28 protein-coding genes and 1 tRNA gene are annotated in these 26,323 nt (G+C 51.7%); 16 read left to right on the top strand and 13 right to left on the bottom strand.

The window, feature by feature from the left end; all coding sequences use genetic code 11:
- The first annotated feature begins 66 nt into the window (after positions 1 to 66).
- The 3 genes from xth to AC0L73_RS11020 all read left to right on the top strand — a co-directional run bounded on the left by xth (position 67) and on the right by AC0L73_RS11020 (position 3,031).
- Entirely contained in the window at positions 67 to 879 is an 813-nt protein-coding gene (gene xth / locus AC0L73_RS11030) for an exodeoxyribonuclease III (protein WP_227948171.1), read from the top strand.
- Positions 880 to 932: 53 nt separating this feature from the next.
- Complete coding sequence (locus tag AC0L73_RS11025) at positions 933 to 2,171, top strand: adenylate/guanylate cyclase domain-containing protein (RefSeq protein WP_227948172.1); 1,239 nt, start codon at positions 933 to 935, stop codon at positions 2,169 to 2,171.
- Positions 2,172 to 2,233: 62 nt separating this feature from the next.
- Positions 2,234 to 3,031 (top strand): SDR family NAD(P)-dependent oxidoreductase, encoded by a 798-nt coding sequence (locus AC0L73_RS11020; protein ID WP_473653753.1) that lies wholly within the window; start codon positions 2,234 to 2,236, stop codon positions 3,029 to 3,031.
- A 6-nt stretch (positions 3,032 to 3,037) separates the two neighbouring features.
- Here the strand turns inward: AC0L73_RS11020 and AC0L73_RS11015 are convergent, their stop codons facing one another.
- From AC0L73_RS11015 to AC0L73_RS10985, 7 genes are all read right to left on the bottom strand, one after another.
- Positions 3,038 to 3,526, bottom strand: a complete 489-nt coding sequence (locus AC0L73_RS11015) for a class I SAM-dependent methyltransferase (protein ID WP_227948174.1) — start codon at positions 3,524 to 3,526, stop codon at positions 3,038 to 3,040.
- Positions 3,513 to 4,679, bottom strand: a complete 1,167-nt coding sequence (queG, locus tag AC0L73_RS11010; protein ID WP_473653752.1) for a tRNA epoxyqueuosine(34) reductase QueG — start codon at positions 4,677 to 4,679, stop codon at positions 3,513 to 3,515. Before queG ends, AC0L73_RS11015 begins: the two co-directional genes overlap by 14 nt.
- Positions 4,660 to 5,328 carry an FtsZ-binding protein FzlA gene (gene fzlA, locus AC0L73_RS11005; protein WP_473653751.1) on the bottom strand — a complete coding sequence of 223 codons (669 nt, stop codon included), beginning with the start codon at positions 5,326 to 5,328 and terminating at the stop codon, positions 4,660 to 4,662. The genes queG and fzlA overlap by 20 nt, the downstream gene beginning before the upstream one ends.
- An 85-nt stretch (positions 5,329 to 5,413) precedes the next feature.
- Entirely contained in the window at positions 5,414 to 5,686 is a 273-nt protein-coding gene (locus AC0L73_RS11000) for a hypothetical protein (RefSeq protein WP_473653750.1), read from the bottom strand.
- Between the two features lie 207 nt (positions 5,687 to 5,893).
- Positions 5,894 to 10,456, bottom strand: coding sequence for a glutamate synthase large subunit (gene gltB / locus AC0L73_RS10995; RefSeq protein ID WP_473653749.1), 4,563 nt, complete (start codon positions 10,454 to 10,456; stop codon positions 5,894 to 5,896).
- Positions 10,457 to 10,472: 16 nt separating this feature from the next.
- On the bottom strand, positions 10,473 to 11,915 hold the full coding sequence (locus AC0L73_RS10990) for an NAD(P)-dependent oxidoreductase (protein ID WP_227948179.1): 1,443 nt from the start codon (positions 11,913 to 11,915) through the stop codon (positions 10,473 to 10,475).
- A gap of 300 nt (positions 11,916 to 12,215) precedes the next feature.
- On the bottom strand, positions 12,216 to 13,169 hold the full coding sequence (locus AC0L73_RS10985) for a complex I NDUFA9 subunit family protein (protein WP_473653748.1): 954 nt from the start codon (positions 13,167 to 13,169) through the stop codon (positions 12,216 to 12,218).
- A 177-nt stretch (positions 13,170 to 13,346) separates the two neighbouring features.
- On the opposite strand from AC0L73_RS10985, the gene AC0L73_RS10980 reads away from it, so the two are divergent.
- The 10 genes from AC0L73_RS10980 to ptsN all read left to right on the top strand — a co-directional run bounded on the left by AC0L73_RS10980 (position 13,347) and on the right by ptsN (position 20,138).
- A tRNA-Leu gene (locus AC0L73_RS10980) sits at positions 13,347 to 13,433 on the top strand.
- Between the two features lie 68 nt (positions 13,434 to 13,501).
- The gene (locus AC0L73_RS10975; RefSeq protein ID WP_473653747.1) at positions 13,502 to 14,116 is read left to right on the top strand and encodes a ribonuclease D; all 615 of its coding nucleotides are present in this window, start codon (positions 13,502 to 13,504) and stop codon (positions 14,114 to 14,116) included.
- A gap of 116 nt (positions 14,117 to 14,232) precedes the next feature.
- Entirely contained in the window at positions 14,233 to 15,249 is a 1,017-nt protein-coding gene (locus AC0L73_RS10970; RefSeq protein ID WP_473653746.1) for a KpsF/GutQ family sugar-phosphate isomerase, read from the top strand.
- Positions 15,250 to 15,252: 3 nt separating this feature from the next.
- Positions 15,253 to 15,930, top strand: a complete 678-nt coding sequence (lptC, locus tag AC0L73_RS10965) for an LPS export ABC transporter periplasmic protein LptC (RefSeq protein WP_473653745.1) — start codon at positions 15,253 to 15,255, stop codon at positions 15,928 to 15,930.
- Positions 15,931 to 15,953: 23 nt separating this feature from the next.
- Positions 15,954 to 16,511: a lipopolysaccharide transport periplasmic protein LptA gene (gene lptA / locus AC0L73_RS10960; RefSeq protein ID WP_227948184.1), complete on the top strand. Its 558-nt coding sequence runs from the start codon at positions 15,954 to 15,956 to the stop codon at positions 16,509 to 16,511.
- A 14-nt stretch (positions 16,512 to 16,525) separates the two neighbouring features.
- Complete coding sequence (lptB, locus tag AC0L73_RS10955; RefSeq protein WP_227948185.1) at positions 16,526 to 17,299, top strand: LPS export ABC transporter ATP-binding protein; 774 nt, start codon at positions 16,526 to 16,528, stop codon at positions 17,297 to 17,299.
- Between the two features lie 33 nt (positions 17,300 to 17,332).
- Positions 17,333 to 17,686, top strand: a complete 354-nt coding sequence (locus tag AC0L73_RS10950) for a hypothetical protein (protein ID WP_473653744.1) — start codon at positions 17,333 to 17,335, stop codon at positions 17,684 to 17,686.
- A complete protein-coding gene (gene rpoN, locus AC0L73_RS10945) occupies positions 17,623 to 18,879 on the top strand; it encodes an RNA polymerase factor sigma-54 (protein ID WP_473655443.1) in 1,257 nt (418 codons plus the stop codon). Before AC0L73_RS10950 ends, rpoN begins: the two co-directional genes overlap by 64 nt.
- Positions 18,880 to 19,038: 159 nt before the next feature.
- Entirely contained in the window at positions 19,039 to 19,632 is a 594-nt protein-coding gene (gene hpf, locus AC0L73_RS10940) for a ribosome hibernation-promoting factor, HPF/YfiA family (RefSeq protein ID WP_473653743.1), read from the top strand.
- 41 nt (positions 19,633 to 19,673) lie between these two features.
- Positions 19,674 to 20,138 carry a PTS IIA-like nitrogen regulatory protein PtsN gene (ptsN, locus tag AC0L73_RS10935; RefSeq protein ID WP_227948188.1) on the top strand — a complete coding sequence of 155 codons (465 nt, stop codon included), beginning with the start codon at positions 19,674 to 19,676 and terminating at the stop codon, positions 20,136 to 20,138.
- A 30-nt stretch (positions 20,139 to 20,168) separates the two neighbouring features.
- Here the strand turns inward: ptsN and AC0L73_RS10930 are convergent, their stop codons facing one another.
- Both AC0L73_RS10930 and AC0L73_RS10925 read right to left on the bottom strand, forming a co-directional pair.
- On the bottom strand, positions 20,169 to 20,387 hold the full coding sequence (locus tag AC0L73_RS10930; protein WP_227948189.1) for a DUF1150 domain-containing protein: 219 nt from the start codon (positions 20,385 to 20,387) through the stop codon (positions 20,169 to 20,171).
- A gap of 33 nt (positions 20,388 to 20,420) precedes the next feature.
- On the bottom strand, positions 20,421 to 20,879 hold the full coding sequence (locus AC0L73_RS10925; protein ID WP_227948190.1) for an Hsp20 family protein: 459 nt from the start codon (positions 20,877 to 20,879) through the stop codon (positions 20,421 to 20,423).
- A 192-nt stretch (positions 20,880 to 21,071) separates the two neighbouring features.
- Between AC0L73_RS10925 and AC0L73_RS10920 the strand changes: the two genes are divergently transcribed.
- Positions 21,072 to 22,583 (top strand): 3-hydroxyacyl-CoA dehydrogenase, encoded by a 1,512-nt coding sequence (locus AC0L73_RS10920; protein WP_227948191.1) that lies wholly within the window; start codon positions 21,072 to 21,074, stop codon positions 22,581 to 22,583.
- Positions 22,584 to 22,598: 15 nt separating this feature from the next.
- On the opposite strand, the gene AC0L73_RS10915 is transcribed toward AC0L73_RS10920, so the two are convergent.
- The 4 genes from AC0L73_RS10915 to nthA form a co-directional block, all read right to left on the bottom strand.
- Positions 22,599 to 22,862 carry a hypothetical protein gene (locus tag AC0L73_RS10915; RefSeq protein WP_227948192.1) on the bottom strand — a complete coding sequence of 88 codons (264 nt, stop codon included), beginning with the start codon at positions 22,860 to 22,862 and terminating at the stop codon, positions 22,599 to 22,601.
- 65 nt (positions 22,863 to 22,927) lie between these two features.
- Entirely contained in the window at positions 22,928 to 23,290 is a 363-nt protein-coding gene (locus AC0L73_RS10910; RefSeq protein WP_227948193.1) for a nitrile hydratase accessory protein, read from the bottom strand.
- Entirely contained in the window at positions 23,280 to 23,948 is a 669-nt protein-coding gene (gene nthB, locus AC0L73_RS10905) for a nitrile hydratase subunit beta (protein ID WP_227948194.1), read from the bottom strand. Before nthB ends, AC0L73_RS10910 begins: the two co-directional genes overlap by 11 nt.
- 1 nt (position 23,949) lies before the next feature.
- Entirely contained in the window at positions 23,950 to 24,570 is a 621-nt protein-coding gene (gene nthA / locus AC0L73_RS10900) for a nitrile hydratase subunit alpha (RefSeq protein ID WP_227948195.1), read from the bottom strand.
- A gap of 171 nt (positions 24,571 to 24,741) precedes the next feature.
- Between nthA and AC0L73_RS10895 the strand changes: the two genes are divergently transcribed.
- Together AC0L73_RS10895 and AC0L73_RS10890 are read left to right on the top strand one after the other, a co-directional pair.
- Positions 24,742 to 25,320: a carboxymuconolactone decarboxylase family protein gene (locus AC0L73_RS10895; protein ID WP_473653742.1), complete on the top strand. Its 579-nt coding sequence runs from the start codon at positions 24,742 to 24,744 to the stop codon at positions 25,318 to 25,320.
- Between the two features lie 100 nt (positions 25,321 to 25,420).
- Positions 25,421 to 26,323, top strand: a complete 903-nt coding sequence (locus tag AC0L73_RS10890) for an ABC transporter ATP-binding protein (RefSeq protein ID WP_227948197.1) — start codon at positions 25,421 to 25,423, stop codon at positions 26,321 to 26,323.

Raw genomic sequence — 26,323 nt, 5'->3', positions numbered from 1 at the left:
ACTGGCCAATCGCCATTACAGGCAGTAGCTTTAATATATTCTGAGAAATTCCGAGAAAGATCCGTAATGAACGATTTGCGCCTTGTCACATGGAACGTCAATTCCGTACGCGCCCGCCTTGCCCATGTGGAAAAATTCGTGGCGGAACACCAACCCGATGTTCTCTGCCTTCAGGAAACCAAGGTGACCGATAACGAGTTTCCTCTCAAAGCCTTTGCAAAAATGGGGTTTGCGCATCATGCTATCGCTGGACAAAAAAGCTATAACGGCGTGGCGATCTTTTCCAAATTGCCATTTGTTCCCACTGATAGCAGACTCTGGTGCGGTAAGGATGACAAGCGGCACCTCGCCGTTACGTTAGAAAACGGTGTCGAGATACATAATTTCTATGTGCCGGCCGGCGGCGATGTCGCGGATGTAACGCAAAATGAAAAGTTTGCACATAAGCTGGATTTCATGACAGAAATGGCCAACTGTTTCACAGAGCGGCGGTCGGACAGCAACAAGCTGATTCTGGTTGGGGATCTTAACGTCGCCCCGTTTGAAACTGACGTCTGGAACCATAAGCAGCTTTTAAAAGTCGTCAGCCATACACCAATAGAGGTGGAGCATATGGCACGTATTTATCAGTCCCATGACTGGGTCGATGCGATGCGCCATTTCGTGCCGGAGCCAGAGCCACTTTATTCCTGGTGGAGCTATCGCGCCCGGGACTGGCGCGCGTCAAACCGGGGGCGCCGTCTGGATCATGTCTGGGTAACACCTGCTCTCAAATCGCATTTAAAAGCAATGGACATCACTCTGAATGCACGCGACTGGGAAAAGCCCTCGGATCATGCACCCGTCGTTGTCGATTTTGATTTTTCTAACCTGCAATAGATTACGCATCATCTGGACTTGTCAATGTTGCTGTTTGACAGGATAGTTATTTGATGAGCCAGAAAGAAAAAACCAAAGATATTCCTCGGTTGAGCATAGGCGAAGCAAGCAAAAGAGATACGGAACTCTCACACCAGCTTCTGGTACTCTGCGCCGTCATGATGGCGATACCCGCGTTTTTCTGGGGCGGCATCTATGCCTATTTCGGGGAGTACAGGGCCGCTGTCATCGCCTGGGCCTTTACCGTCATTTCCATTTGCACACTGGTTTTATTCCGAAAGGAAAGAGGCTTCCAGCTTCTCCGGGAAAGTCAGCTATTTCTCACCCTGATGCTGCCCTTTCTGGTAATGCTTGAACTCGGCGGATTTATCAATTCTTCAACTGTCATTGTCTGGTCGCTGATCAGCCCGATGGGCGCACTGGTATTCGCCAATCGTAAAATTGCCACATACTGGTTTGTTGCCTTTATCCTCTTGCTCCTGATTGGTGCCACCCACAATTTCTTAACCCCATCCTCCGAAAACGGTCTTCCGCCGGAGCTGGTTAATATTCTTTTCGTGATGAACTTAAGCGGCGTTTCGATCGTTGCTTTTGTGCTGCTTGTTTATTTTGTCAGCCAGAAAGAGAAAACTTTCTCGCTTCTGGCAGAAGAACGGCAGCGCAGCGAAAATCTGATCCGCAATATGCTGCCCGAAGCGATTGGCGAGCGCCTAAAAAAGGATCAACAACCAATTGCCGACAGGCTGGATAACATTACGATCCTGTTTGCAGATATCTCCGGCTTTACCAGCTATGCGATGAACCGTCCACCGGAGGAAGTAGTCACCCTGCTGGATACGATCTTTTCTCATTTCGACAACCTCCTCAGCAGGCGCGGCTTGGAAAAAATCAAAACCATCGGTGATGCTTATATGGTATGCGGTGGCATGGATGGAGATGCAGAAACTGGCGCCAAAGAAGCGGCGGAGTTTGCCCTGGAAACTATGGCCTATGTAAATGAACTATCCGGGCCGTCAACAGGATCTCTGGGATTAAGAACCGGAATTAATACAGGATCGGTCGTTGCCGGTGTCATCGGCCACAGCAAATATTCCTATGACATCTGGGGTGATGCCGTGAATATTGCCGCGCGTCTTCAACAAACGGCCCGGACGGGCGACATTCTCATTTCCGAAACGACGGCGAAATTATTAAATGGCGAATTCAGATTGAAACCGCAAGGAGAAGCTGAACTGAAAGGCCATACACCCGTCGTGACCTACACCTTATTGCCGAAATCTTCCGGCGGTTAGGGCTTGCCGAAGACGAAGGCTTACGGCAAAGTTAGGGAAAAATAATAAAAAGGGAGGGGAACATGCTGCAAGGATCACCAAACAATGGCCGCCTTGAGGGGAAAATCGCGCTGATCACAGGCGCGGCGTCTGGCATCGGCAAAGCGACCGCGGAACGGTTCGCTCGCGAAGGCGCAAAAGTTGCCCTTACCGATATCGACCCGGATAAAGGCGAGACGCTGGCGGAAGAATTAATAAAGTCAGGGCATGAAGCCTATTATCAGAATCTTGATGTAGTGAACCCGGAGGAATGGCGCACTGTTGTCGAGTCAGTCATCAACCGCTGGGATCGGCTTGATATTCTGGTCAATTCCGCCGGGATCGGACGGGCAAAAGGCCTTCTCGAGATGAGCTATGATTTCTGGCGCCAGACAATATCCATTAATCTGGATGGGACATTCCTCGGCACACAGGCCGCCGTTGACAGCATGAAGGATACGGGTGGTGGTGCCATCGTCAATATTTCTTCCGTTCTCGGCTTTGTCGGCATGTCCAATATTTCGGCCTATGCCGCAAGCAAGGGTGGCGTTCGGCTATTCACAAAGGCTGCTGCCATTGAATGCGCAAACAAGAGATATAATGTGCGCGTAAACTCAGTGCATCCGGGATATATCGAAACGCCAATGGTTATGCGTCGGTTCGATAAAATCGCAGAGGCCGAGCGAGAGGCTGAAGAAACTAGATTAAAGGAATCCCACCCTCTCGGGCGTCTCGGCAAACCAGAGGAGATTGCGTCAATGATCCTTTATCTTGCCTCCGACGAAGCGGCGTTTGTGACTGGCGCAGAGTTTGTTGCCGATGGCGGCTATCTCGCCCAATAGCACCAATTACATCTGGCGATATATGTGATAGCGGCCTTCGGCAACACCTTCAGGAAGCCGAAGGGATTGCCAGCTTGGCACCTCAAATGGCTGGTCACTGACAATTATCGCGCCCGTGACCAGCAGCTTTGGAAGACTTTCACCAAGCATTCTGGCAAGCGCGACACTGGCCGCCTTGTCGCCGGAACCAATATCGCAATGGGCAAGGACAGCCTTGTCCGTCATCTTCTCTAGCGCGGTCGGAACGGTTTCAAGAAAATTACCGACGATCATATGATCGGAATCCGGAATGCAATCAGGGTGCGCCTTTACATGACGGTCGAACACATAGATATCCCGCTCCGGCATCAGACTGCGGAGATGATCAAATGTTCGGCCGTTGCCCAGGCCGAGTTCTAACACACTTCCCGGTTTATCCTCGATAATGGCAGCGGCATGGTTCAGGCAATCACGCTGTGCACTAATGCGCCGGATAAAACTTTCAAGCCTGCTCATTCTCATTCCCTTTACTTAAAAACCATTCCGTTCGCACCGCGTCGTCCGTTTCCTGTCCTACCAGAATATCAAAATGCTGGCCATAAATCTCAGGTGTGGCCAGCTGCCCCAGAGCCCAAACTGCAGCAACCCGTATAATTGCCGATCTATCGCTCAAAAGCGGTGTTACTACTTCCAGAAAAGCCAAATGGCCGCTGTTTCCTATCGCAATCAGGACATTGCGCAAGAACCGGTTCCTCCCCAGTCTCTTAACGGGCGAACCCGAAAATAGAGCCCGAAATGCCGCGTCATCGAGTGTTGCGAGTTCTGCAAGCGATGGCGCAATGAGTTCCGGGCGAGCCCGGAGCTTCAGTTCACGTGCTGTTTTCGCATACTTGTTCCAGGGACAGACAGCCAGGCAATCATCGCAACCGTAGATCCGGTTACCGATTAACGGCCTCATATGCCGATCAATATGTGCCTTTGTCTCAATCGTGAGATAGGAGATGCAGCGCCTCGCATCAAGCTGATACGGCTCAGGAAAGGCATTCGTCGGGCAGATATCAAGACATTCCGTACATGAGCCGCAACTCCCCTCCGTCGCCAGGTCAGGCGTGATTTCATGCGTGGTGAAGATACATCCAAGGAACAGCCATGAGCCAAAATCCCTGCTTAAGAGATTGGTATGCTTTCCCTGCCAGCCAAGACCTGCTTTAGCCGCCAATGGTTTTTCCATCACCGGTGCCGTATCAACGAAGACTTTTACGTCTCCGCCATAATCCCGGACGATTCCGCGGGCGATGCGTTTGAGCTTCTTCTTGACGACATCATGATAATCCCGGCCTTGCGCATAGACGGAAATGACCCCGTGTTCGCTCTCTTCTGTATAGGCAAGCGGGTCAATCTCCGGGCCGTAATTGAGTCCAAGCATGATAACCGATTTAGCTTCCGGCCAAAGAGCCTGTGGATGATGACGGCGTGCAGCTTTCTCGACAATCCAGTCCATGTCGCCATGACGTCCGGCCGAGATAAACTCTTTCAGATGTTTTCCGGGGATATCTCCGATATCAGCAGACACAAACCCAATCGCGTCAAATCCTTCGGCACGCGCAGCCGTGCGAAGTGCTGCTTTGTCCACGGACACTGGAAAGGAACTAGAAATCGAGATCGGCATAATGTGAGGGCGCTGGCATTCCCGGCAGGTTATCCGCGAGGATCGCACGGAAACTCGGGCGCGATTTTGCCCGCGCATACCATATCTTGGCTGAGGGATGCTGCTCCCATGGGACATCGCCGAGATAATCCACACTAGAGAGCTGCGCCGTTGCCGCGATGTCAGCTAGGCTGAATTGATCGCCCGCCAGCCAAGACCGCCGCTCCACTAAATAGGAAATATATTCTAGATGGTAGTGAATATTATGATGGCCTGCGCGGATGGCGGCCGTATTTGGTGTTCCCGATTTCGTTAACCGCTTCATGATCTTTTCTTCGACGAGATTATCGGTCACCTCACTAAAGAATTTCCGATCAAACCAGCCAATAAGGCGCCTTGTTTCTGCGCGATCAAGTCGGTCTTCGGGTAGCAACCGGATATCTTCATAGGTTTCTTCTAGATACTCGCAAATTGCTTGGCTGTCGGCCAATGTGATCTCATTCTCATCGATTAGCACCGGAACTTCCCCTGCGGGGTTTCTGGCCAGCAAGCCCGGGCGCCGTTCCCAAGGCTTTTCGATTTTCAGCTCAAACCTTAGCTCTTTTTCGGCAAGGGCGAGACGCACCTTGCGGCAAGCAGGAGATATCCAGAAATGATAGAGTGTACGCATGGGGCGACATTACCCCATGCGGAAGGAATGTAGAATAGGCTGAATGGACGATTTTGCGAAAAATTTGTATTAATCGGCATGCTGGTTAGTTGACAGGATAAATCCTGAGATTTTCACTCTGTTTCAAGAGCCGCGCACATTCACGTCGAACGCGGTCAAACATTTCTGCAATACGAATTTTCCCAAGTCCGTCAAGACGCGTGACCTGTTTTAGGGCCATTTCCGGCGCCTCTTCCCCATAGATCAGAATGAAACGTCGTGCCGCCCATTTTACATATTCTGTGCTGATTATCGGATCCGCAAGTTTAGGCGGTAAAGTTCCCATATCATTCGTATCAAAGGCAGCTATATTTTCCATTCCTGTTTCTCCTGTGTGAACTTGCAACATTTTACTACCTGAAACAAAGCAAACACCGTGCCAGAACATCGCCGTTATCAACCGCCATCAATTAGCGTAAATCTATAATTACGGCGGCAATTTCGCCTCTTTGCAGGGAAAATTCTACCCATTAAAAAAGCCGAGATAGCAGTATCTCGGCTTTTCTATCACACGTAAATAACGCTTCTAGGCTCGCTGCTGAGCAACTTCATCAGAAATCGGATGCTCAAGCTTGTTCAGCATCTCCTTAGGGCAAACCTGGTAAAAGCGATCCCGCTCCCACCCCCAATCGGCAAGCAGCGCCTGAGCAAACTTGGAGTGAGTATTTTCGGCATGTTCCGCTATCATCTCTTTCAGAACTCCTTCCCAATAGCTGGACGCGAGTCGCTGATAGACAACGGATTCATCGTTAATATGAACAGGCAGGACATCCTCGACATCATAAACAAACGCCATACCGCCGGTCATACCGGCGCCGAAGTTATCACCGACAGCGCCCAGAATTGCCACCATGCCACCCGTCATATACTCGCAGCCATTAGTGCCGCATCCTTCAACGACTGAAGTAGCGCCAGAATTTCGAACCGCAAACCGCTCTCCTGCTTGACCGGCAGCATAAAGCTCGCCCGATGTTGCCCCATATAGAACCGTATTGCCGATGATGGCGTTCTCGTTCCACTTGAGAGGGCTGGATGTAACGGGCCGAACCACAATTGTCCCGCCAGATAACCCCTTACCGCAGTAATCATTGGCATCCCCGAGTACTTCCAGCTTCAGGCCCTGAACCGCGAAGGCACCAAGAGACTGACCAGCTGAGCCGCGCAAGCGCACCGTAATATGACCGGGCTCAAGGCCGGTCATTCCGAATTTTCGAACAATCCGGGACGACAGCTTGGTACCAATGGCCCGATGCGTATTGCGAATGCTGTAGGCAAGCTGCTTTTTCTCGCCGCCCTTGTTAAAGACACTCGCCGCGTCCATGATCATCTGCGCATCCAATGTTTCAGGAACAGGAACCGGTCCCTCATTGACGCAATATCTGGGGTTATTTCCTGCATCGGCTTCCGCCAATAACGGGTTCAGATCGAGATCATCAAGATGCGCCGAACCACGACTGACCTGAGAAAGCAGACCGCTCTGCCCGATAATCTCTTGCAGGGATCGATAGCCAAGCTGGGCCAGAATCTCCCGCACCTCTTCCGCGAGGAAACTGAAGAGATTGACGACCTTATCCGCATTCCCTTCATATTTTTTACGCAATTCCTCATCCTGCGTGCAGATACCGACTGGGCAGGTATTGGAATGACATTGCCGCACGAGAATACAGCCAAGCGCAACCAGCGCGCCTGTCCCAAGGCCATACTCTTCGCCCCCCATCATGGCGCTGATAACGATATCACGGCCGGTCTTCATCCCGCCATCGACCCGGAGCAACACCCCATGGCGAAGCTTATTCAGGGTCAACACCTGATTGACTTCGGGCAGGCCCATTTCCCAAGGGACACCCGCATATTTAAGTGATGTCTGCGGGCTCGCCCCGGTCCCGCCAGAGTTTCCGGAAATCATGATGACATCAGCTTTCGCCTTGGCGACGCCCGCAGCAACCGTTCCGATACCAGCTTCCGCCACCAGCTTGACGCAAACCCGCGCCTCAGGATTGATCTGTTTCAGGTCGTAAATAAGCTGCGCCAGATCCTCAATAGAATAGATATCATGATGTGGCGGCGGCGAAATCAGGGTCACTCCCGGCGTTGAGTTCCGCAGTTTCGCAATCATTTCCGACACCTTGAAGCCGGGAAGTTGCCCGCCTTCACCCGGCTTGGCGCCCTGTGCAATCTTAATCTCAATCTCTTCACAGTTATTGAGATATTCCGCCGTTACGCCGAACCGGCCCGAAGCAATCTGCTTGATTGCAGAGCTGGGGTTGTCACCATTGGGGCGCGGCTTAAACCGGCTCACATCTTCGCCTCCCTCGCCACTATCGGACTTGCCCCCAATCCGGTTCATGGCGATGGCCAAAGTCTCATGCGCCTCCTTACTGAGCGCGCCAAGGCTCATCGCGCCGGTTACGAACCGCTTGCGAATTTCCGTAATGCTTTCAACTTCGTCAATCGGGATCGGCTGACGCGGTGACTTGAAATCCAGCAAATCACGCAGGTTCACCGGCGCCATCTTGCTCATTCCCTCGCTATACTTCTTATAGAGAGAATAGCTGTCCTTTTCGACGGCCGATTGCAACAGATGGACCAATTCTCCATCGAAAGAATGCACCTCACCGGAAGCTCTGTAGCGGTACAATCCCCCAACAGGCAGGCTAATTACATCCTCGCGATAGGCTTTTTCATGCTGCTCAAGCACCTTATGCTGGATACCAGGAAGACCGATGCCAGAAATCCGCGAGGGCATGCCCGGGAAAAATTCTGCGACCAGCGCACGCGACAGACCAACGGCCTCGAAATTATAACCACCACGATAGGAACTGATCACCGAAATGCCCATTTTGGACATAACTTTCAACAAGCCCTGATCGACCGCCTCTTTCGCGCGCTGAAGGCAGGACTTGATATCAAGTCCCGGAAACAAACCTCGTTCATGGCGATCCATGATCGTTTCTTGCAACAGATAGGCGTTTACCGTTGTTGCGCCAACTCCAATGAGAACGGCGAAATACTGAACATCCAGACATTCGCCTGAACGAATATTAATTGAGGTAAAAGTACGCAGCCCTTCGCTCACCAAATGGGTGTGAACCCCTGCCGCCGCCAAAATTGACGGAATAGGCGCACGTGTCGGCCCCGTATTCATATCGCTCAAGATCAAATGGGCGCAGCCGCCACGTACCGCGTTTTCCGCCTCAGCACGGATATAGCGGAGCGCTTTGGTAAGGGCTTCCGGACCGTCCGTGACATCAAAGGTGCAGTCAATTTCCTGCGCGGTATCGCCCATATATTTTTGCATGGCGTCGAACTCACCATTCGTCAGAACCGGCGACTCAAGCGACAGGATTTCCGCCTGACTCTTGTCCTCATCCAGAATGTTATTCAGATTGCCCAGCCGGGTCTTCAAGGTCATAACACGGCGTTCGCGCAGGCTGTCAATCGGCGGGTTTGTCACCTGACTGAAACGCTGCCGGAAATAATGATGCAAGCCCCGGTAATGCTTGGAGAGGACAGCAAGCGGCGTGTCATCCCCCATAGAGCCGATAGCCTCTTTTCCATCTTCGGCCATGGGCTGTACGATCAATTCCAGATCTTCCAGTGACCAGCCGGAGCAAAGCTGCCGTTTACGGAGATCTTTACGGTCAAAATGATGTGGTTCGTCGGCGCCTTCAAGCCGGCTGCCAAGATCAACCGTATTTTCGATCCATTTTTCGAAGGGCTGGGCGTTAGCCATCTTGTCCTTCAATTCGCGATCAAAAAAGAACCGGCCTTTCTTCAAATCCACGCCGATCATTTCGCCCGGGCCAACCCGGCCCTTGCGCACGATTTTGGATTCATTGACAGGCACCATGCCCGTCTCCGACCCCACCAGCAATAGATTGTCGCCGGTAATTGTATAGCGAAGCGGGCGCAGGCCATTCCGATCCAATCCGGCGATGACCCAACGACCGTCAGTCGCACAGACGGCGGCAGGACCATCCCATGGTTCCATAACCGAATTACAATAGGCATAAAGGGCTTTATGCTTTGCTGGCATATTTTCCTTGTTACCCCAGCTTTCCGGGATCAGGAGTGTTTTCGCCATTGGCGCGCTACGTCCGGCGCGGACAAGCACTTCAAACACGGCATCAAGGGCCGAGCTGTCTGAACTACCCGCCTGTACAATGGGTTTTACGTCATCTGATTTATCGCCGAAGGTGTCAGACACCATCCGGATCTCATGGCTTTTCATCCAGTTGACATTGCCCCGTATGGTGTTGATTTCACCATTGTGGGCAAGCATCCGGAAAGGCTGCGCCAGGTTCCAGGTTGGGAAGGTGTTAGTCGAATAACGCTGATGATAGATCGCGAAGGTCGAAACGAACCGCTCGTCAAGCAGGTCAGGGTAAAAGCTCGACAACTGTTCGGCTAGAAACATTCCCTTATAGATAATCGACCGGCAGGACAGTGTGCAAATATAAAAGCCACTGATATGCGCCGCCAGTACTTTCTTTTCGATCCTGCGACGGATGATATAAAGGTCGCGTTCGAACTCGTCATCATCGACGCCACGCGTATTGGCGATCATGATCTGCTCGATCTCGGGGCGTGTCGCATTGGCCTTTTCACCAATAATGCTCGCGTCCACCGGCACCTGCCGCCAGCCATAGATATAATAGCCAAATGCAAGAATTTCACTCTCAACGATTGTCCGGCATGTCTCCTGCGCCTCGAAATTCGTTTTAGGCAGGAACACCATCCCAACAGCCAGCTTTCCGTCGATCGGCTCATGACCGGTCCGCATAATATGCTCTTTGAAGAAATCCTGCGGAATTTGAACGTGAATGCCACAGCCGTCGCCGGTCTTCCCATCGGCATCAACTGCCCCTCGGTGCCAGACAGCTTTCAGGGCATCGATCCCGGCCACAACGACAGCGCGCGAAGCCTTGCCATCAATCGCCGCGACGAGACCCACGCCGCAATTGTCTTTTTCCTCAGCCGGGTCGTAGAGTCCGTTAGCCTGTAAATGCGTTGCGTTTTCCGTCCAAGATTTAACGAATTCTTCGCCTGAGGAGAGATTGGCTTGTTGATTTTCAATTTGCTTTTTCATTTTTCATCCCACTCCGCTACGAAGCCAGCACTGTTTGTTCATTCATCTGTTTATGGGTCAGGAACCGATGGACAGACTGCGCGGCATCGCGCCCGTCACGAATAGCCCAGACCACCAGGGACGCCCCGCGGACAATATCACCTACGGCAAATACCCCTTCCAGATTGGTCATTCCCGTTTTGAAGTTGACCGAAACAGTGCCCCAGTTGGAAACTTCAAGACCCGGCTCGTCAAACAGTTGAGGAATATCCTCTGCATCAAAGCCAAGCGCCTTGATCGCCAGATCGCACGGAATGTCATATTCCGATCCCTCAATTTCGACCGGCACCTGTCGGCCAGTGGAATCGGCAATGCCCAAATGCATCTCGATTGCCTTGACACCGTTTACTTGCCCATCGCCAAGAAAGGCCTTCGGCGCGGAGAGCCAGACAAATTCAACACCCTCCTCTTCCGCGTTCAAAACCTCACGGAGTGAGCCCGGCATATTCTTGCGGTCCCGGCGATAAAGGCATTTAACAGATTTCGCTCCCTGCCGGATAGCTGTCCGGACGCAGTCCATCGCCGTATCACCACCGCCAATAACAACAACATTCTTACCCGAAGCATTCAGTGTTCCATCCTCAAAAGCCGGGACGTCATCGCCGAGGCCTTTCCGGTTCGACGCCGTCAGATATTCCAGCGCCGGCACAATTCCGCCAAGACCACTTCCTGGTACCGCTATGTCCCGAGATTTATAAACACCGGTCGCAATAACGATCGAGTCATGTTTCGCCCGAAGATCGGCAAGCGTTGCATCGCGACCTATTTCGAAATTCAGATGGAAGGTTACTCCGCTGTCGCTCAGCAACTTGGCTCGCTTCTCAACCACATCCTTTTCCAGCTTAAAGCTTGGGATACCATAGATCATGAGGCCGCCGACGCGATCATAACGATCATAGACATGAACCTGATAGCCTCTCTTGCGCAGTTCGTCCGCTGCTGCTAAGCCACCCGGACCTGCGCCGATAACACCAACGGACTGTTCGCGCTCGACACTTGGAACAGTCGGCTTGACCCAACCTTTTTCCCAGGCAGTGTCCGTAATATACTTTTCAACGGCTCCGATTGTGACCGATTCAAAGCCCTTCTCAATGACACAGGAACCTTCGCAAAGCCTGTCCTGCGGGCAGATGCGACCACAGATTTCCGGGAAATTGTTTGTGGACTGGCTAACTTCATACGCCTCTTCCAGGCGACCTGCCGCCGTCATCATCAACCAGTCCGGAATATTATTCTGGACGGGACAATGAACCTGACAATAGGGGATACCGCATTGCGAACAACGGCTTGACTGCTCCGTGGCCCGGTCACTATCAAACTCGTCATAAATTTCGTCGAAATCCTGGCGGCGCGTCTCTGCGGTGCGCTTGGATGGCATTTTCTTATCCAGAGAGACAAACTTTAGCATTTTTTCAGTCATCAGGCATTCCCATCCCGAACCTCAATATAAAGGCTCGGGTAAAAACAGTCACATTGATCAAATTACAAATTAAGACATAGCAGCGAGCGGGCGGGTCATTCTTGAATGTCCCCTCAAGAAGCGCGAAGCCGCGAAAATCTCTCAGTTATTGATTTGAATAACCTAATTGCTCGCAAAATACCAGCAAAAAAATCATTATATGTCAGCACTACTGACGTATAATTCGTTCATTTTTGCAGCTTACCGTTTTAGGGTCGCAATTTTTCCATAATTTCCCAAATACATAAGTCCGATACGGACCTATTGTGCGGCAATGGAATTCAGGCCGCCGCCCCGACGATAGCGTCGCAGATATTCCGGCACCACTGCATCAATCGTGTTTGGTTGAATCCCGATATCCTCAAGATTCGGGAAATTGCCACTCGCCACATTATCTTCCTGCAGCATCTTGACCTGATCCGAAGTCAATTGCGGCCGCCCTAGTGCAAGGGCCATAAAACCCGCCATAACTGACATAATGGCTGAGGGTACCGGCAACAGTACACATTTACGCCCCGTAAATTCGAGAACCTTCTCCATAAGTTCCTTGAAGCTATAAACATCCGGACCTGTCAGTTCCCAGATTTTTCCCTGCTGCGACGGCGTTTCAATGATCCTGACGATTGCATCCGCGAGATCCTCCACCCAGATCGGCTGCATCTTCGTCTTACCGCCATCCGCCAACGGAAAGACCGGTGCCAAAGACAAAATAGTTGCAAAGCGGTTAAAAAAATCGTCATCACAACCAAACACGACCGACGGACGGAGAATGGTCGCGCCCGGAAATTCCTTGGCTGCCAGTTCTTCCCCAACGGCCTTACTACGCGCATAGGCCGCCTCATGATCTTTTCGGGCGCCAAGCGCAGACATATGAATAAGCTGCGTCGCACCTGCCGCCTTTGCCGCAGCAGCAATGCGCTCTGCCGCATCGACGTGAAGTCGCCCAAAATTCTGCGCGCCCTTCTCATAAAGTACGCCAACAAGATTAATCACGATGTCCGCGCCCGCGACCGCCCGATCGACAGACCGCTGATCCCGGACATTCGTTTTGACTCCGGCGATCTGGCCAACGACGCCCTGCGTCATCAATTGGGACGCGCTTTCCGGGTCACGCACAGCGAGGCGGACTTGATACCCCTTTGCTGCCAGACGACCAACCAGATGCCGGCCGATAAAGCCGGACCCGCCGAAAATGGTAATCAAATGACCCGACATTCCCTAGTTCCTCTACTTACGGCGAGGTCTTGCACCCACCCGAAATACCTCAGTTAATGCCAATATCTACCCGTTTAGCTCTGCAACGCCAAGGGCAAACCGTAAATTTCTTCAATTCTTTTGACGAAGTTTGTTGACATACGGCCATGCGCTTTATATCAGAGGCGACGATAAGTTGCCCAGGTGGCGGAATTGGTAGACGCGCTAGCTTCAGGTGCTAGTTTCTGTATGGAAGTGGAAGTTCGAGTCTTCTCCTGGGCACCAATGCTTTAGCATATATTTACGGTTATGCCCCATCCTTCTCGCTGCACTAGCCGTTACCGGAGGATGAAATGGCAATTTTTCTACATCATGGCGACCTTCCTGACGATGTCGATCTCGGACCGTCCATTGCAGTGGACAGTGAGACAATGGGACTTCTCCCGCATCGTGACAGGCTTTGTCTTGTTCAGCTTTCGTCCGGCGATGGGAACGCACATCTCGTCAAGTTCAATGGGCAAAGCTATGATGCACCAAATCTCGTCCGGCAGCTTAGTGATCCGGAACGGCTCAAAATTTTCCATTTCGGCCGGTTCGATATTGCCGTGATGGAACATTATCTCAATGTGACCTGCGCGCCAGTTTACTGCACAAAAATCGCCTCCCGCCTGATCAGGACCTACACCGATCGGCATGGGCTGAAGAACCTCTGTCAGGAGGTTCTTGGCATTGATATCTCAAAGCAACAGCAATCTTCCGACTGGGGCGCGGATGAGCTTAGCGATGCGCAAATGGAATATGCCGCATCCGATGTTCTCTATCTGCATCAGCTGAAAGAACGCCTTGATGAAATGCTAATACGCGAAGGGCGAGCGGAGATTGCAGCGCAATGTTTCAAATTTTTGCCAACGCGTGCACAACTCGATCTTGCAGGATGGCCAGACACAGACATCTTCGCACATAGTTAGCGTATAGTGGCAAAGCGCTATTAACCTTGTTAAGAAGGCACAATTTTCTTATATATTGATGAAGTTCAGCGATGGCGCGTCGGCCCGATTTTTTTGGCGCCGGGAAACGCAAACAGATGACGGATCGGCTAATGGCAATTTCAAAGGGCGCGGCAACGATGGGAGTTGACGAAACGAACGACCTTGTTGCCGCCCGAAAAGTCCTGAGAACAGAGGCCGATGCGATTTTGCAGCTGCTGGAAGATCTCAACGATGAATTTATCAAAGCCTTAGATTTTATCTTTAAGGCACGTGGCCGGGTCATTGTCAGCGGCATGGGCAAAAGCGGGCATATCGGCAATAAGATTGCCGCGACACTTGCGTCCACGGGCACACCTGCGCAATTCGTTCATCCAGCAGAGGCAAGCCACGGCGATCTTGGCATGATCACCAAGGACGATGTCGTGATATGTCTGTCGAATTCCGGTGGCACGAAAGAGCTAAGCGATATCATTGCCTATACCCGGCGGTTCCATATCCCGCTTATCGCGATCGTTGGCAAGGCGGATAGTACACTTGGCCGACGCGCCGATGCGCTGTTGCTCCTGCCGGATGTTCCGGAGGCCTGCCCGATGGGTCTGGCGCCGACAACCTCGACAACGGCTGCCTTGGCGATGGGGGATGCGTTGGCAGTTGCTCTGCTTTCCCGCCGTGGTTTCGATGCAGAACAGTTCCGCGTCTTTCACCCGGGCGGGAAGCTTGGCGGCTCCCTGATCAAGGTTGCCGACCTGATGCATACCGGAGAGGCCATGCCACTTGTCGGTGAAAACACATTGATGAGCGAAGCGCTGATAGAAATATCAACGAAAAGCTTCGGCTGCGTTGGCATTCTAAATGCGAACGAAGCGCTTATCGGAATCATTACGGATGGTGACTTGCGGCGCCATATGGGCGCAGACCTTCTTGGCAAACCCGTTAGTGAAGTCATGACACGCGACCCGCAGACGATTACGTCCAGAGCGCTTGCAGGTGAAGCCCTCGCCCAGATGAATTCCACCGGCTTTAACGGCATTACTTGTCTTTTCGTGGTCGATGACGGCCAGACGATTGGCATCATCAGCGTACATGACTGCCTGCGCAGCGGGGTCATGTAAAACATGAAGCGCGTAGATGCCCTACCAACAAAAGATGAAATCTCCAACGAGACACTTGCCGGCACAGCGGACTTCGTTGGCACACCGGGTCTGGCTGAATTGAAGTTCAACGCCCGATACAGCCATTTTGTTTCCGTTATCAAATTCATACTGTTGGGACTGGCAATCCTTCTGGTCGGCCTGGCATTTATCCTCCCCAATCTTGATAAGCCCGAAGGCTTCAAGCTCGACTATGCGGATGTCACGGTATCCGATGACGGGCTGACGATGAAAAATCCGCAGTATGTCGCAAGTGATATTAACGAGCGGCAATATGTCGTGACGGCGGATACAGCGACGCAGAAGACAGCAACGGCCTCTCTTGTCTCACTTACGAATATTCAGGCAGATATCACACTTCCCAGTAAAGACTGGATTTCAATCTCTGCGCCTGCGGGTGAACTGGACACGGAAACCGGCGTGCTCGATCTCTATGGCGTGATTGACATTTTCAGCGACAGTGGCAACCAGTTCTCTGCCAATTCAGCTCAGGTCAACCTGAAGAAACGGACAATCACAAGCGACAATCGACTGAAAGGTCACGGGCCGCTCGGTGCCATTGAAGCGGATGGTATTGCCGCGAACCAGATTACTGGTAACATACGATTTGACGGTAATGTCAAAATGACTATCAATCCTTAATAAAGAATCTTGGACATCCCCAAATGCGCAGGCTGACAAAAAAAGTGAATATACTGACCCTTGCCATTGGCCTGCTTTTAATCGGCCTGCCACAAAGCACATTGGCGCAATCTGCACTCACGGGGGGTAGCATTGACACCAACCAGCCGATTGAGATCACGGCAGACTCGTTAGAAGTGCAGCAAGCCAACCAGCTTGCCATTTTTGAGGGGAATGTTCAGGTTGTTCAGGGCGAGATCAGGATGCGGGCCGCCAAGCTGATGGTGCATTATTCCGACAAAAACCAGTCAACAAATGGAGAGCCCGCCAACATTCGCCAGATCGACGCCTTAGGGGATGTTTTTCTCTCCAGCCCGCGCGAAACAGCGCAGGGCGACAAAGGCGTCTACGATGTTACAAATAAGCAAATTGATTTGCAGGGAAATGTGGTATTAACGCAGGGAAAGAATGTTCTGCGTGGCAACAAGCTGACCCTGGATCTGATCACCGGCAAAAGCCGCGTTGAAGGCGGCGGCGCGACAGATGGCAGCACAGGCCGTGTAAAAGGGATTTTTGTTCCTGAAAAGAAAGCCGGCGAGTAGAGTTAGAGACGGATATGACAACAGGAACAGAGGAATTGGATCGGGGCCCGCGACTGGTAGCAGAAAATTCCGGCCTGAGAGCGCAAAACATCGGGAAGTCTTTTAAAAAGAGACCGATCCTTCGTGGCGTTGACATAACCGTCAACCGCGGTGAGGCCGTTGGCCTTTTGGGTCCAAACGGTGCCGGCAAGACAACCAGCTTCTATATCATTTCAGGATTACTGCGCCCAGACTACGGGACGATTTATCTTGACGGCCGCGATGTTACGGACCTCCCCATGTATCGTCGCGCCCGACTTGGTATCGGTTATCTGCCGCAGGAAGCATCGATTTTCCGTGGCATGAATGTAGAGCAGAATATTCGATCCGTTCTTGAACTTATTGAGCCAGTCCGCGAAAAGCGCGAGAACCAGTTAGAGAGCCTGCTGGCAGAGTTTTCCATCTCACACCTTCGTCGCACGCCGTCGATTGCCCTGTCGGGTGGGGAGCGTCGCCGGGTTGAAATTGCACGCGCACTGGCGGGCCAGCCGAACTACATCATGCTGGACGAGCCCTTGGCGGGCATCGATCCAATCGCAGTCGGCGACATTCGCGATCTGGTTTCTCATCTCAAAGACAGGGGAATAGGTGTTCTGATTACGGAACATAACGTGCGTGAAACGCTTGATATCATTGACCGTGCATATATTCTTAACGAAGGACGTGTCATAAAGGAAGGAAATCCGTCGGAAATCGTATCCGATGAAGGAGTGAGACGCGTATATTTGGGGGATCGCTTCAATCTCTAGACAGCTTGAGATTGACGGGGATCAGGAGAGACAATGGCGCTAACGCCCAGACTTGATCTAAGGCAAAGCCAGCAACTTGTGATGACACCACAGTTGCAGCAAGCAATTAAGCTGTTGCAATTGTCCAATCTCGACCTTGCCGCCTATGTGGAGCAAGAACTGGAGAAAAACCCCCTCCTTGAACGCGATGAGACGCACCCCGATGAGGAAGAGTATCTTACTGCGGATAACGATAGAGACATCGAAAATGACAGGGATCCTACACCGCTTGAAGAAATAACCATTTCTGACGAAGCCCCCTTTCAGCCGCTGAAAATACCGCCATCGACACAGATTACGACAATATCTATACAAGTGACGCCGCTCTCGATGCCCCGTCGGATGTGATTGGCGCGGATGCCGCCAATACCGGCGTTCTGGCGGCAAGTTCAGGGGGAAGCAGTTCCTTTTCCGGAACTGACCTCAATCTTGAGAATACATTGAGTGAGGAACTGTCACTTCACGACCATCTCAGTCAGCAGCTAAATCTCCTGTCTCTGTCGCCAGCAGACAAACTGATTGCGTCATACTTAATCGATATGGTGAGTGATGCGGGATACCTTGTTGGCGATCTAGGCAACGCGGCAGAGAATCTAGGCTGCACGGCAGAAAGACTTCAATCAGTTTTAGAAACGTTGCGCAGCTTGGAGCCAACCGGCGTTTTCGCTACTGATCTTACGGAATGCCTTGCTTTACAGCTAAAGGAAAAAAACCGCTACGATCCGGCCATTGCAGCACTTCTTCAAAACCTGCCGATGCTGGCCGAGGGAAACCTCAAAGGTTTGCTGGAGGTTTGCGGCGTCGATCAGGAAGATCTCGCCGAAATGATTGCGGAAATCAAGGCCCTCGATCCAAAGCCCGGACTGCAATTCGGCGGTGAGGTGGCCCAGACTGTAGTGCCCGATGTTTTCGTTCACAGGCGGCCGGACGGTGGCTGGCAGATAGAGCTAAACAGCGAAACTCTGCCCAAGGTACTGGTTAACAATCGCTATTATTCGGTTATCAACAACAAATCGCGGCGTAAGGAAGAGAAGGAATATCTGTCCGAATGCCTGAACTCCGCCAACTGGCTGGTAAAGTCCCTCGACCAGCGGGCGCATACTATTCTAAAGGTTGCCACCGCGCTTGTCGAAGAGCAGGAAATGTTCTTCACTCAAGGCATTGAATTCCTCCGCCCGCTTAACCTTAAAACAATTGCCGAGGCGATCTCGATGCATGAGAGCACCGTCAGTCGCGTCACGTCCAATAAGTATCTGGCTACGTCCCGCGGGGTATTTGAGTTGAAATACTTCTTCACTTCCGCCATCAACTCGACATCCGGTGGCGATTCCCATTCAGCCGCGTCCGTCCGGCATAAATTAAAACAGCTTGTGAATGATGAAGCCCCAAATCGTATTCTTTCCGACGACAAAATCGTTGAATTGATGAAGCTTCAGGGGATAGATATTGCACGGCGGACCGTTGCAAAGTATCGTGATGCTATGAATATTCCGTCGTCCGTGGAAAGACGGAGAATGAAGAAGCAGTTGATTGCTTCATAAATGGGATGCAACAAAGGATGCCTCTGGCACGGCGTTTTTCCGTTTCAAATAGCGTGTGTTGACATTGCCACGCGCAAAAACTATGGTCCCGCCCTCAAATGGAATTTAGCGCTATTTTTGGCGGGTATTGGCCTCACTTCTTAAGATTGGATCATTGAGATGCATGTGATTGTAAAAGGTAAGCAGATTGATGTCGGCGATGCCCTTCGCGAGCATATCGAAGGGAGTCTGGAAAACGGCGTTTCCAAATATTTCGATAATGCTATCGACGCTCAAGTAACACTGAGCAAGAACAGCCATAACTTTCACACAGAATGTAATGTTCATATCGGTTCTGGCATTGACGTTGCGGCCTCGGCCGATCATACGGATGCCTATAGCAGTTTCGACGCTGCTTTAGAGCGCGTTGAGAAACAGCTCCGCCGGTATAAACGCCGACTTAAAAGCCATCACGGTAAAGAACGGTATCAGGCAAAAATGGCCTTTGCCGCCCAAAGCTATGTTCTGGCACCAGAGCCAGAAGAAGACCCATCCGAAACGGACGCCCATGACGATTGGCAACCCATGATCATTGCAGAAAGTAGCGCAAATATTCCCGACTGCTCGGTTGGCGAAGCCGTAATGCGGATGGATCTTGCAAATCTGCCCGCCATGATGTTTCAGAACTCCTCCACGCGGGAACTGAATGTGGTGTATCGGCGACCCGACGGCAATATCGGCTGGATCGACCCCAAAGTCGAAAAGTCCGCATAAATTTTATTTGCCGTCTTAATTCAGCAACCAGATCAGGTATCATGGAAATCAGTGATCTTATTCAGCCGCAGACTGTCTTTGCGGATCTGAAAGCAACCAGCAAAAAGCAGGCATTGCAGGAGTTGGCTCGCCGCGCCGCTGTTGTAACCGGCTGCGCCGAGCGGGACATTCTGGACGTTCTGATTGAACGCGAGCGTCTAGGCACCACAGGTATCGGCAAGGGCATTGCAATCCCTCACGGCAAACTTCCCGGAATTGACAAGGTGTATGGCATATTCGCGAAGCTGAGCACTAGCGTCGATTTCGATTCGATGGACAACCTGCCGGTCGATCTCATGTTTTTGCTGCTGGCTCCTGAATCATCCGGCGCCGATCATCTCAAGGCTCTCGCCCGCGTATCCCGCACGCTACGGGACAAGGGGCGATGTGAAAAACTGAGGGGCAGCCAGGATGCGGACGCTTTATACGCAATTCTGACCGAAGAAGGCGCACAGTCCGCCGCCTAATCCTATTGAGAGAAAATTTCGTTGCCGCGCCTAGTTAACCAGAAACGCCTCAAAATCATTCTGGCGAGCGACAACCATTGCGGCATCGGCTGATTTTTCTTCTCCGAGTTGCTGGCCATTGGCGGCGAAAATGCGAAACACAACGGCATCGTTTTCTCCAACGGCACGGATATAAGCCATATCCATAGATCCCAGCATACCAAAGGCAGCGGGACTTAGCTGGCGGAGAGTAGCTTCCTGATATTGCATTTATAATACTCCTTAACGCGACCCAATAAATTATTATTCAATAAATTCCGACGAATTGACGGGCTTCATTTCTTTTTTTGAACTTTTCTTTCTGATCTTGATTTGATGGCTTTCAGTTTTCGGCGTGGGCAACTGCAATTCAATATGTAGAAGGCCGTTTTCCATATCGGCGCCGGTAACTTTCAACCCTTCCGCAAGAACAAATTTACGCTGGAACTGGCGGGCCGCGATTCCACGGTGAAGAAACACACGCTCCGACTCGTCCTTCTGCTTACCATGAATGATAAGTTGGTTTTGTTCCAGTGTTATCTGAAGGTCGTCCTCGGTGAAACCGGCAACAGCAAGCGTGATGCGCAACTCTCTATCGCCCATCTGCTCAATATTATAGGGCGGATAACCTTCCTTCGAAGATTTCGACAACTGGTCGAGAATCTGGTCAAACCGGTCAAACCCGAGCATCAGCGGGTGATTAAATGATGATGCACGCGGCATACATATTCTCCTCCAAATGAGCGAGCCTGCTGCCGATCAGTTATTAACCGCAGCTTTGAATAGCCCAATAAGGCACTATCATTAAGTCATGTAAGGATTCCCTGCCCTAGCATCAAGGTAGGGTTTTACAAATTTCATGCGCACGGTATAAGTCGGTCATAACTTTCTACAAGAACAATAATGGAAAATAGAATGAGTATCGACCCGCAAAAGCAGGATTTAAAGATTGGTATCGTCGGCGCCGGCGCAATGGGCCGGGGCATCGCACAGGTATCCGCAACCGGCGGCATGCTGGTTTATATTTTCGACGCCGCTGAAGGTGCCGCGGCAACAGCGAAAGATTTTATCACTTCCATGATAAGTCGTTCCGTTGAAAAAGGCCGCATGGAGAAAAGTGAAGGCGACGCAGCGATTGGGCGCCTTCATGTTGCTGAGGGCATCGACGGACTTTCGGAGTGCGATCTGGTCGTCGAGGCCATTGTCGAGAATATCGACATCAAACAGAAGGTGTTCCAGCAACTCGAAAATATTGTCAGCCCAGACACCATTATCGCCTCCAACACATCAAGTATCCGAATTTCCTCCATAGCCTCGGCCTGCACCCATCGCGGTCGGATCGCGGGCCTGCATTTCTTCAACCCGGTCCCGCTGATGAAGCTGGTCGAGGTCATTAATGGCACAGACACAAGCGAAGATGTAACCAAGGCGCTTGAAGTCATCGGAAAGCGGATGGGCCGCGTTCCCGTCGTGGTCAAGGACGCACCCGGCTTCCTGGTTAATCTTGGTGGCCGTGCCTATACGACGGAAGCACTGAGGATCGTCTCTGAAGGCGTTGCAACACCGTTCCAGGTGGACGCCATCATGCGAGAAGCCTGCGGTTTCCGCATGGGCCCGTTCGAGCTTATTGACCTAACGGGGATTGACGTTAATTTTCCGGTCAGCCAGATTATTTACAACGGCTATTTTCAGGATAAGCGCCTGTCTACCTATCCTCTGCATGAAAGCATGATGGAGGCGGGTCGCCTTGGTAAAAAAACCAAGGCCGGTTTTTACGAATATACCGAGGACAGCACAATCATCCGCCCGGACGTAGAAGAGAAAATCTCCGCGAGCCCTGCGCGTCGTGTTGTGCTCGCGGAGCCTTCTGCCGCGCTGGATGGTTTGCTGCGGGATCTGGGCGTGAGTGTTCTTTCTGAGGACGATGGCACATCGCCTATTCTCGCTGATCCAATTGGAGAAGACTGCACGGCACTATGTGTCCGCCTCGGTCTTGATCCGAAACGTCTTGTCGCCATCGATACCCATACAGGCGTTTTCTCCCGCGCGACTGTTATGGCCGCCCCCGGTGCCAACGAAGAAATCGTTCAATCCGTTATGGCAATGTTGAGCGAGGTTTCCGGCGGCGTGACGCGTATCAAGGATAACCCGGGTTTCGTTGCCCAGCGTATCCGCGCGATGATCGCAAATCTTGGCTGTGAAATGGCCCAGATCGGCGTTGCCACTCCGGAAGATATCGATAAAGGCATGAAGCTGGGGCTCAATTACCCATTAGGTTCAGTTGAGCTTGCAGATAATATGGGTACCCGGAATTGCTTGACGATTATGGAAAAGCTGCAGGAAATTACCGGGGAAGATCGTTACCGACCAAGCCAATGGCTCCGCCGTCGCGCACTTCTGGACCTACCAATCCACACATTGGATTAACGCTGAAGCGCCCGTCTACTGGACGGGCGTTTCGTCTTCACGTTCCGACGCCATCTGCGCCATTTCCTGAAGAGCGCCTGCAGCATTGCCGCCGAGGCTGGTTTCTACCGCCTGCATCATAGTCGCAATCACGGCCGCCGTGAAATGTTCACGCTCAAGCCCGGCGGATACACAATCCTGCAAAGCTTTGTCGAGATGACCCGTGATTATCTCGGCAGCTTTATCCAGCTTGTCTTTAATTTCGGGATCAGGCGATGGCGGTGAAAAATTATCAGACACATGCTTTCCAGTTTTCTAGTTTCATTTGACCAGAGACATAAGACTTTGGAACACTATACGCAAATCTATTTCGATGATTTACGGATTTCAATTGGCTGACCATGCGGCGTATGTTCCGACGCTTCTCGCCACTCTGCCTTTCGCGCAGAAAGCTGTTCAGGCGTGAGTAATGCTTTTTGATCGACGATTTTTTCTAGTGCCGAAAGCCAGCATTGGTAATAGGCAGCATTCCCGACACCTTGCCCCGACACTGTATCCGCTGCGATTTCAGCACCGAATACTTCCGCCCATTCACTCCAGCTAAATTGGCCCCCTTCATTCAGTTTGACTGTCATGGCAAACGCCTGAGCTTGCCATGGCTCATCAAACACAGGTCCCTCTTCATCCTGCGGGATATTGATGGATTGCAGAACTGGATCAAGCGCCATCGCCAGTCGCCTCCAGATAATCATCCCACAGATCGATATAAACATAGTCGCCTTCGGTGCCATCCGGCCCCCAAAGTTCCGTAGAGGCAAACTTCACACTGTAGAGAGGTTGCGGATTGCTTTTGCCATGTGCGCTTGCATCCGGAAAGATATGCGGACCATAGTCGGCAAAGATCTCGCCAACATGCCCTCGTGCATACCGTGGTAGGCGCGTATGCCCAATTGGGTGGAAATTTTTTGCCCGCACTTTGTCCCCTACCTTGAAACGGCTCGGCTTTCCATCCTCAGTAATATAGGTTCCGCCTTTGTCCATAACTGTATCGACGTCCCGGCCTTTCAGGGCCGGACGTGGCGTCGTTACCGGCGCCGGCGGAATATCGCCTGAGAGCTCCTCTTCCGAAATCATGCCTTTTTCACTCAGTATTCGGATAAGGCCATCCAGCCAGATTTCATAGTAGCTACTGGCAAGATATGTCGCCGGATCCATGCGTTCCCGGGCATGGCGTGATTCATCAAGATTGCGAACGCCCACAGCAGAAATCGCATTGTTCATGGCAAACATCCGCTTTTCCCAGTCTGCATGGAAAACCGGTTCATTCTCCTCAAGTTCTATCGGACCCATGCCATGCATACCGCCCATATCATGAATACCATCCATATCAGACACCCTCCACCGTAGCCGGGCTATCCGCTTCGCGCGTGCCGATCATGCTGTCACGATTGACAAGCTCCGCAAGTGCCCCTTCATCTAAGCCTTCCGTGCCTTCAGGTCTTTTTGGGATAACAAGATAACGGGTTTCCGCCGTACTATCCCACACCCGCACCTCCTGACTCTGCGGAAGCTGGGTTCCAAACTCCTCCAGTACTTTTCGGGGTTCACGAACAACGCGCGCGCGATAGGGCGCGGATTTATACCAGACCGGCGGCAGGCCCAGTACTGGCCAAGGGTAGCAAGAGCATAATGTGCAGACTACGACATTGTGGATATTGTCCGTATTCTCGACCGCCACCAATTCTTCCCCTTGCGCACCTGTAAACCCAAACTCAGCGACTGCCGAAGTCGCATCTTTCAAAAGCCGCTCGCGATACGCCGCGTCCACCCAGGCTCGTGCGACGACTTTTGCGCCATTCCTAGGCCCCACCTTGTTTTCATATCTGTCAATCAAAGCATCGAGTGCCTCTGCCTCAACAAGCCCTTTTTCAATAAGCAGGGATTCAAGGCTCTTCACCCGAAGAACTGTCTCCGGTAGTGGATCGCCATGCTTGTGTTTAGCTGCCATTTCACCTCTCCCGACTGAATGAGTTTTCTTAAGACTTCGTTAAGGTTCTATCAGCGAATATAGGCTGCAATTTTATGGAGCACAAAAGCATTTGCGAAAAATATGCCGGATCCTTGCCGCGCGTCTTTGTGCTGTGCCGTCTGCCTGGTACGCATTTGCGAGGGAAACGAAATGACCTGGATCAGAACTATCCCGATGGAACATGCGGACGGTCCTCTTAAAAGCCTTTATGAGCGCATCAGAGGTGAGGACGGGGAACTCGATACTGTTATGGTCGCCCATTCCCTACGCCCGCATATGATGGAAGGGCATATGATCCTATCCCAACATGTACTGAACAACAGTGCCAACGCGCTCGCGAAATGGAAAATTGATGCGATCGGGGTCTATGTCAGCCTATTAAATGGTTGTGACTACTGCGCAGATTTTTACTTCAAGGGCCTCTCCGATCTTTTAGATGATGAAGATTATTCAAACAGATTCTGGACCGCATTTGAAGCAGACCAGCCGGATCATATTCTCGCCGGTCCGGATCTCGCAATGATGCTCTATGCCAATCTGTTAACGACACGACCAAACCAGATTTCCGTGAATATGATTGATGAACTTCGAAATTCGGGGCTCTCAGATGGCGAAATCCTCGAGATAAATCAGGCGGTTTCCTATTTCTCGTATGTCAACCGCACCGTACTTGGCCTTGGTGTGTATGAACAGAATGACCCGGACAACACCGAGCCGACTTACACCTAATTCCTCAGTAAACAACCAAAACTCAATATTGAAGACCAAAGTCTTGCGCTTTGAGGTCAAACTCCATACCCTCCCGCTCTGATAGCGCAAGAGGGACCCCATGGAGAGCACAGCCGTCATCACCGCAACTAATCTTGTCAAACGTTACGGCAAGCTTGAAGTGGTCAAGGGAATCGATTTTTCCGTACCGGCAGGACAGTGTTTCGGCCTGCTTGGACCCAACGGCGCGGGCAAGTCCACGACCATGCGTATGATCATGGGCCTATCTGAAGTTACCTCTGGGGAACTGAAAGTTTTCGGCGAGCCCGCCAGCCGAATGAGACGGGAGATAAAGGCGAAAATCGGCCTTGTACCGCAGGAAAGTAATCTCGACCCGGACATCACGGTTCAGGAAAATCTTGTCGCGTTTGGCCGATATTTTGCGCTTTCCAAATCTGCTATTGATCAGCGAACGGCTGAACTGCTCGATTTCATGCAACTCAATGACAAGAAATTTGCGCCGGTAAATGCTCTTTCCGGCGGGATGAAGCGGCGGCTAACGATTGCACGAGCCCTTATTGGCAGCCCTGAAATGGTGATCCTTGATGAGCCGACAACCGGGCTCGATCCGCAGGCCCGCGTGCTCATCTGGAAACAGCTGACGGAACTCAAAAAGGAGGGGCGCACCCTTTTGCTAACCACGCATTATATGGATGAAGCGCAGCGGCTTTGTGACCAGATTGTCGTTATTGATAACGGCACAATCCTAGATCAGGGCACGCCAAAGGAATTGATCGCACGCCATGTGAAAGGTTTTGTGTTCGAAGTGCAAAAACCCAACCTCGCCGCCTCTTCCGAAAATCGGTGGGATCAGGAGGACATTGGCGATTCCGTGCTCTATTTTGTCGATGACACTGCAGAATTTATTGCTGATCTGCCCGAAGAGGCGATCTATCTGCATCGACCCGCCAATCTTGAGGATGTTTTCCTACGCCTGACCGGGCGAAAACTGAGGGAGAATTGA

Source organism: Sneathiella sp. D3-11, from assembly GCF_055809395.1.
The sequence above is the reverse complement of the archived record's forward strand: the minus strand, read 5'-3'. Positions and strand labels throughout refer to the sequence as shown.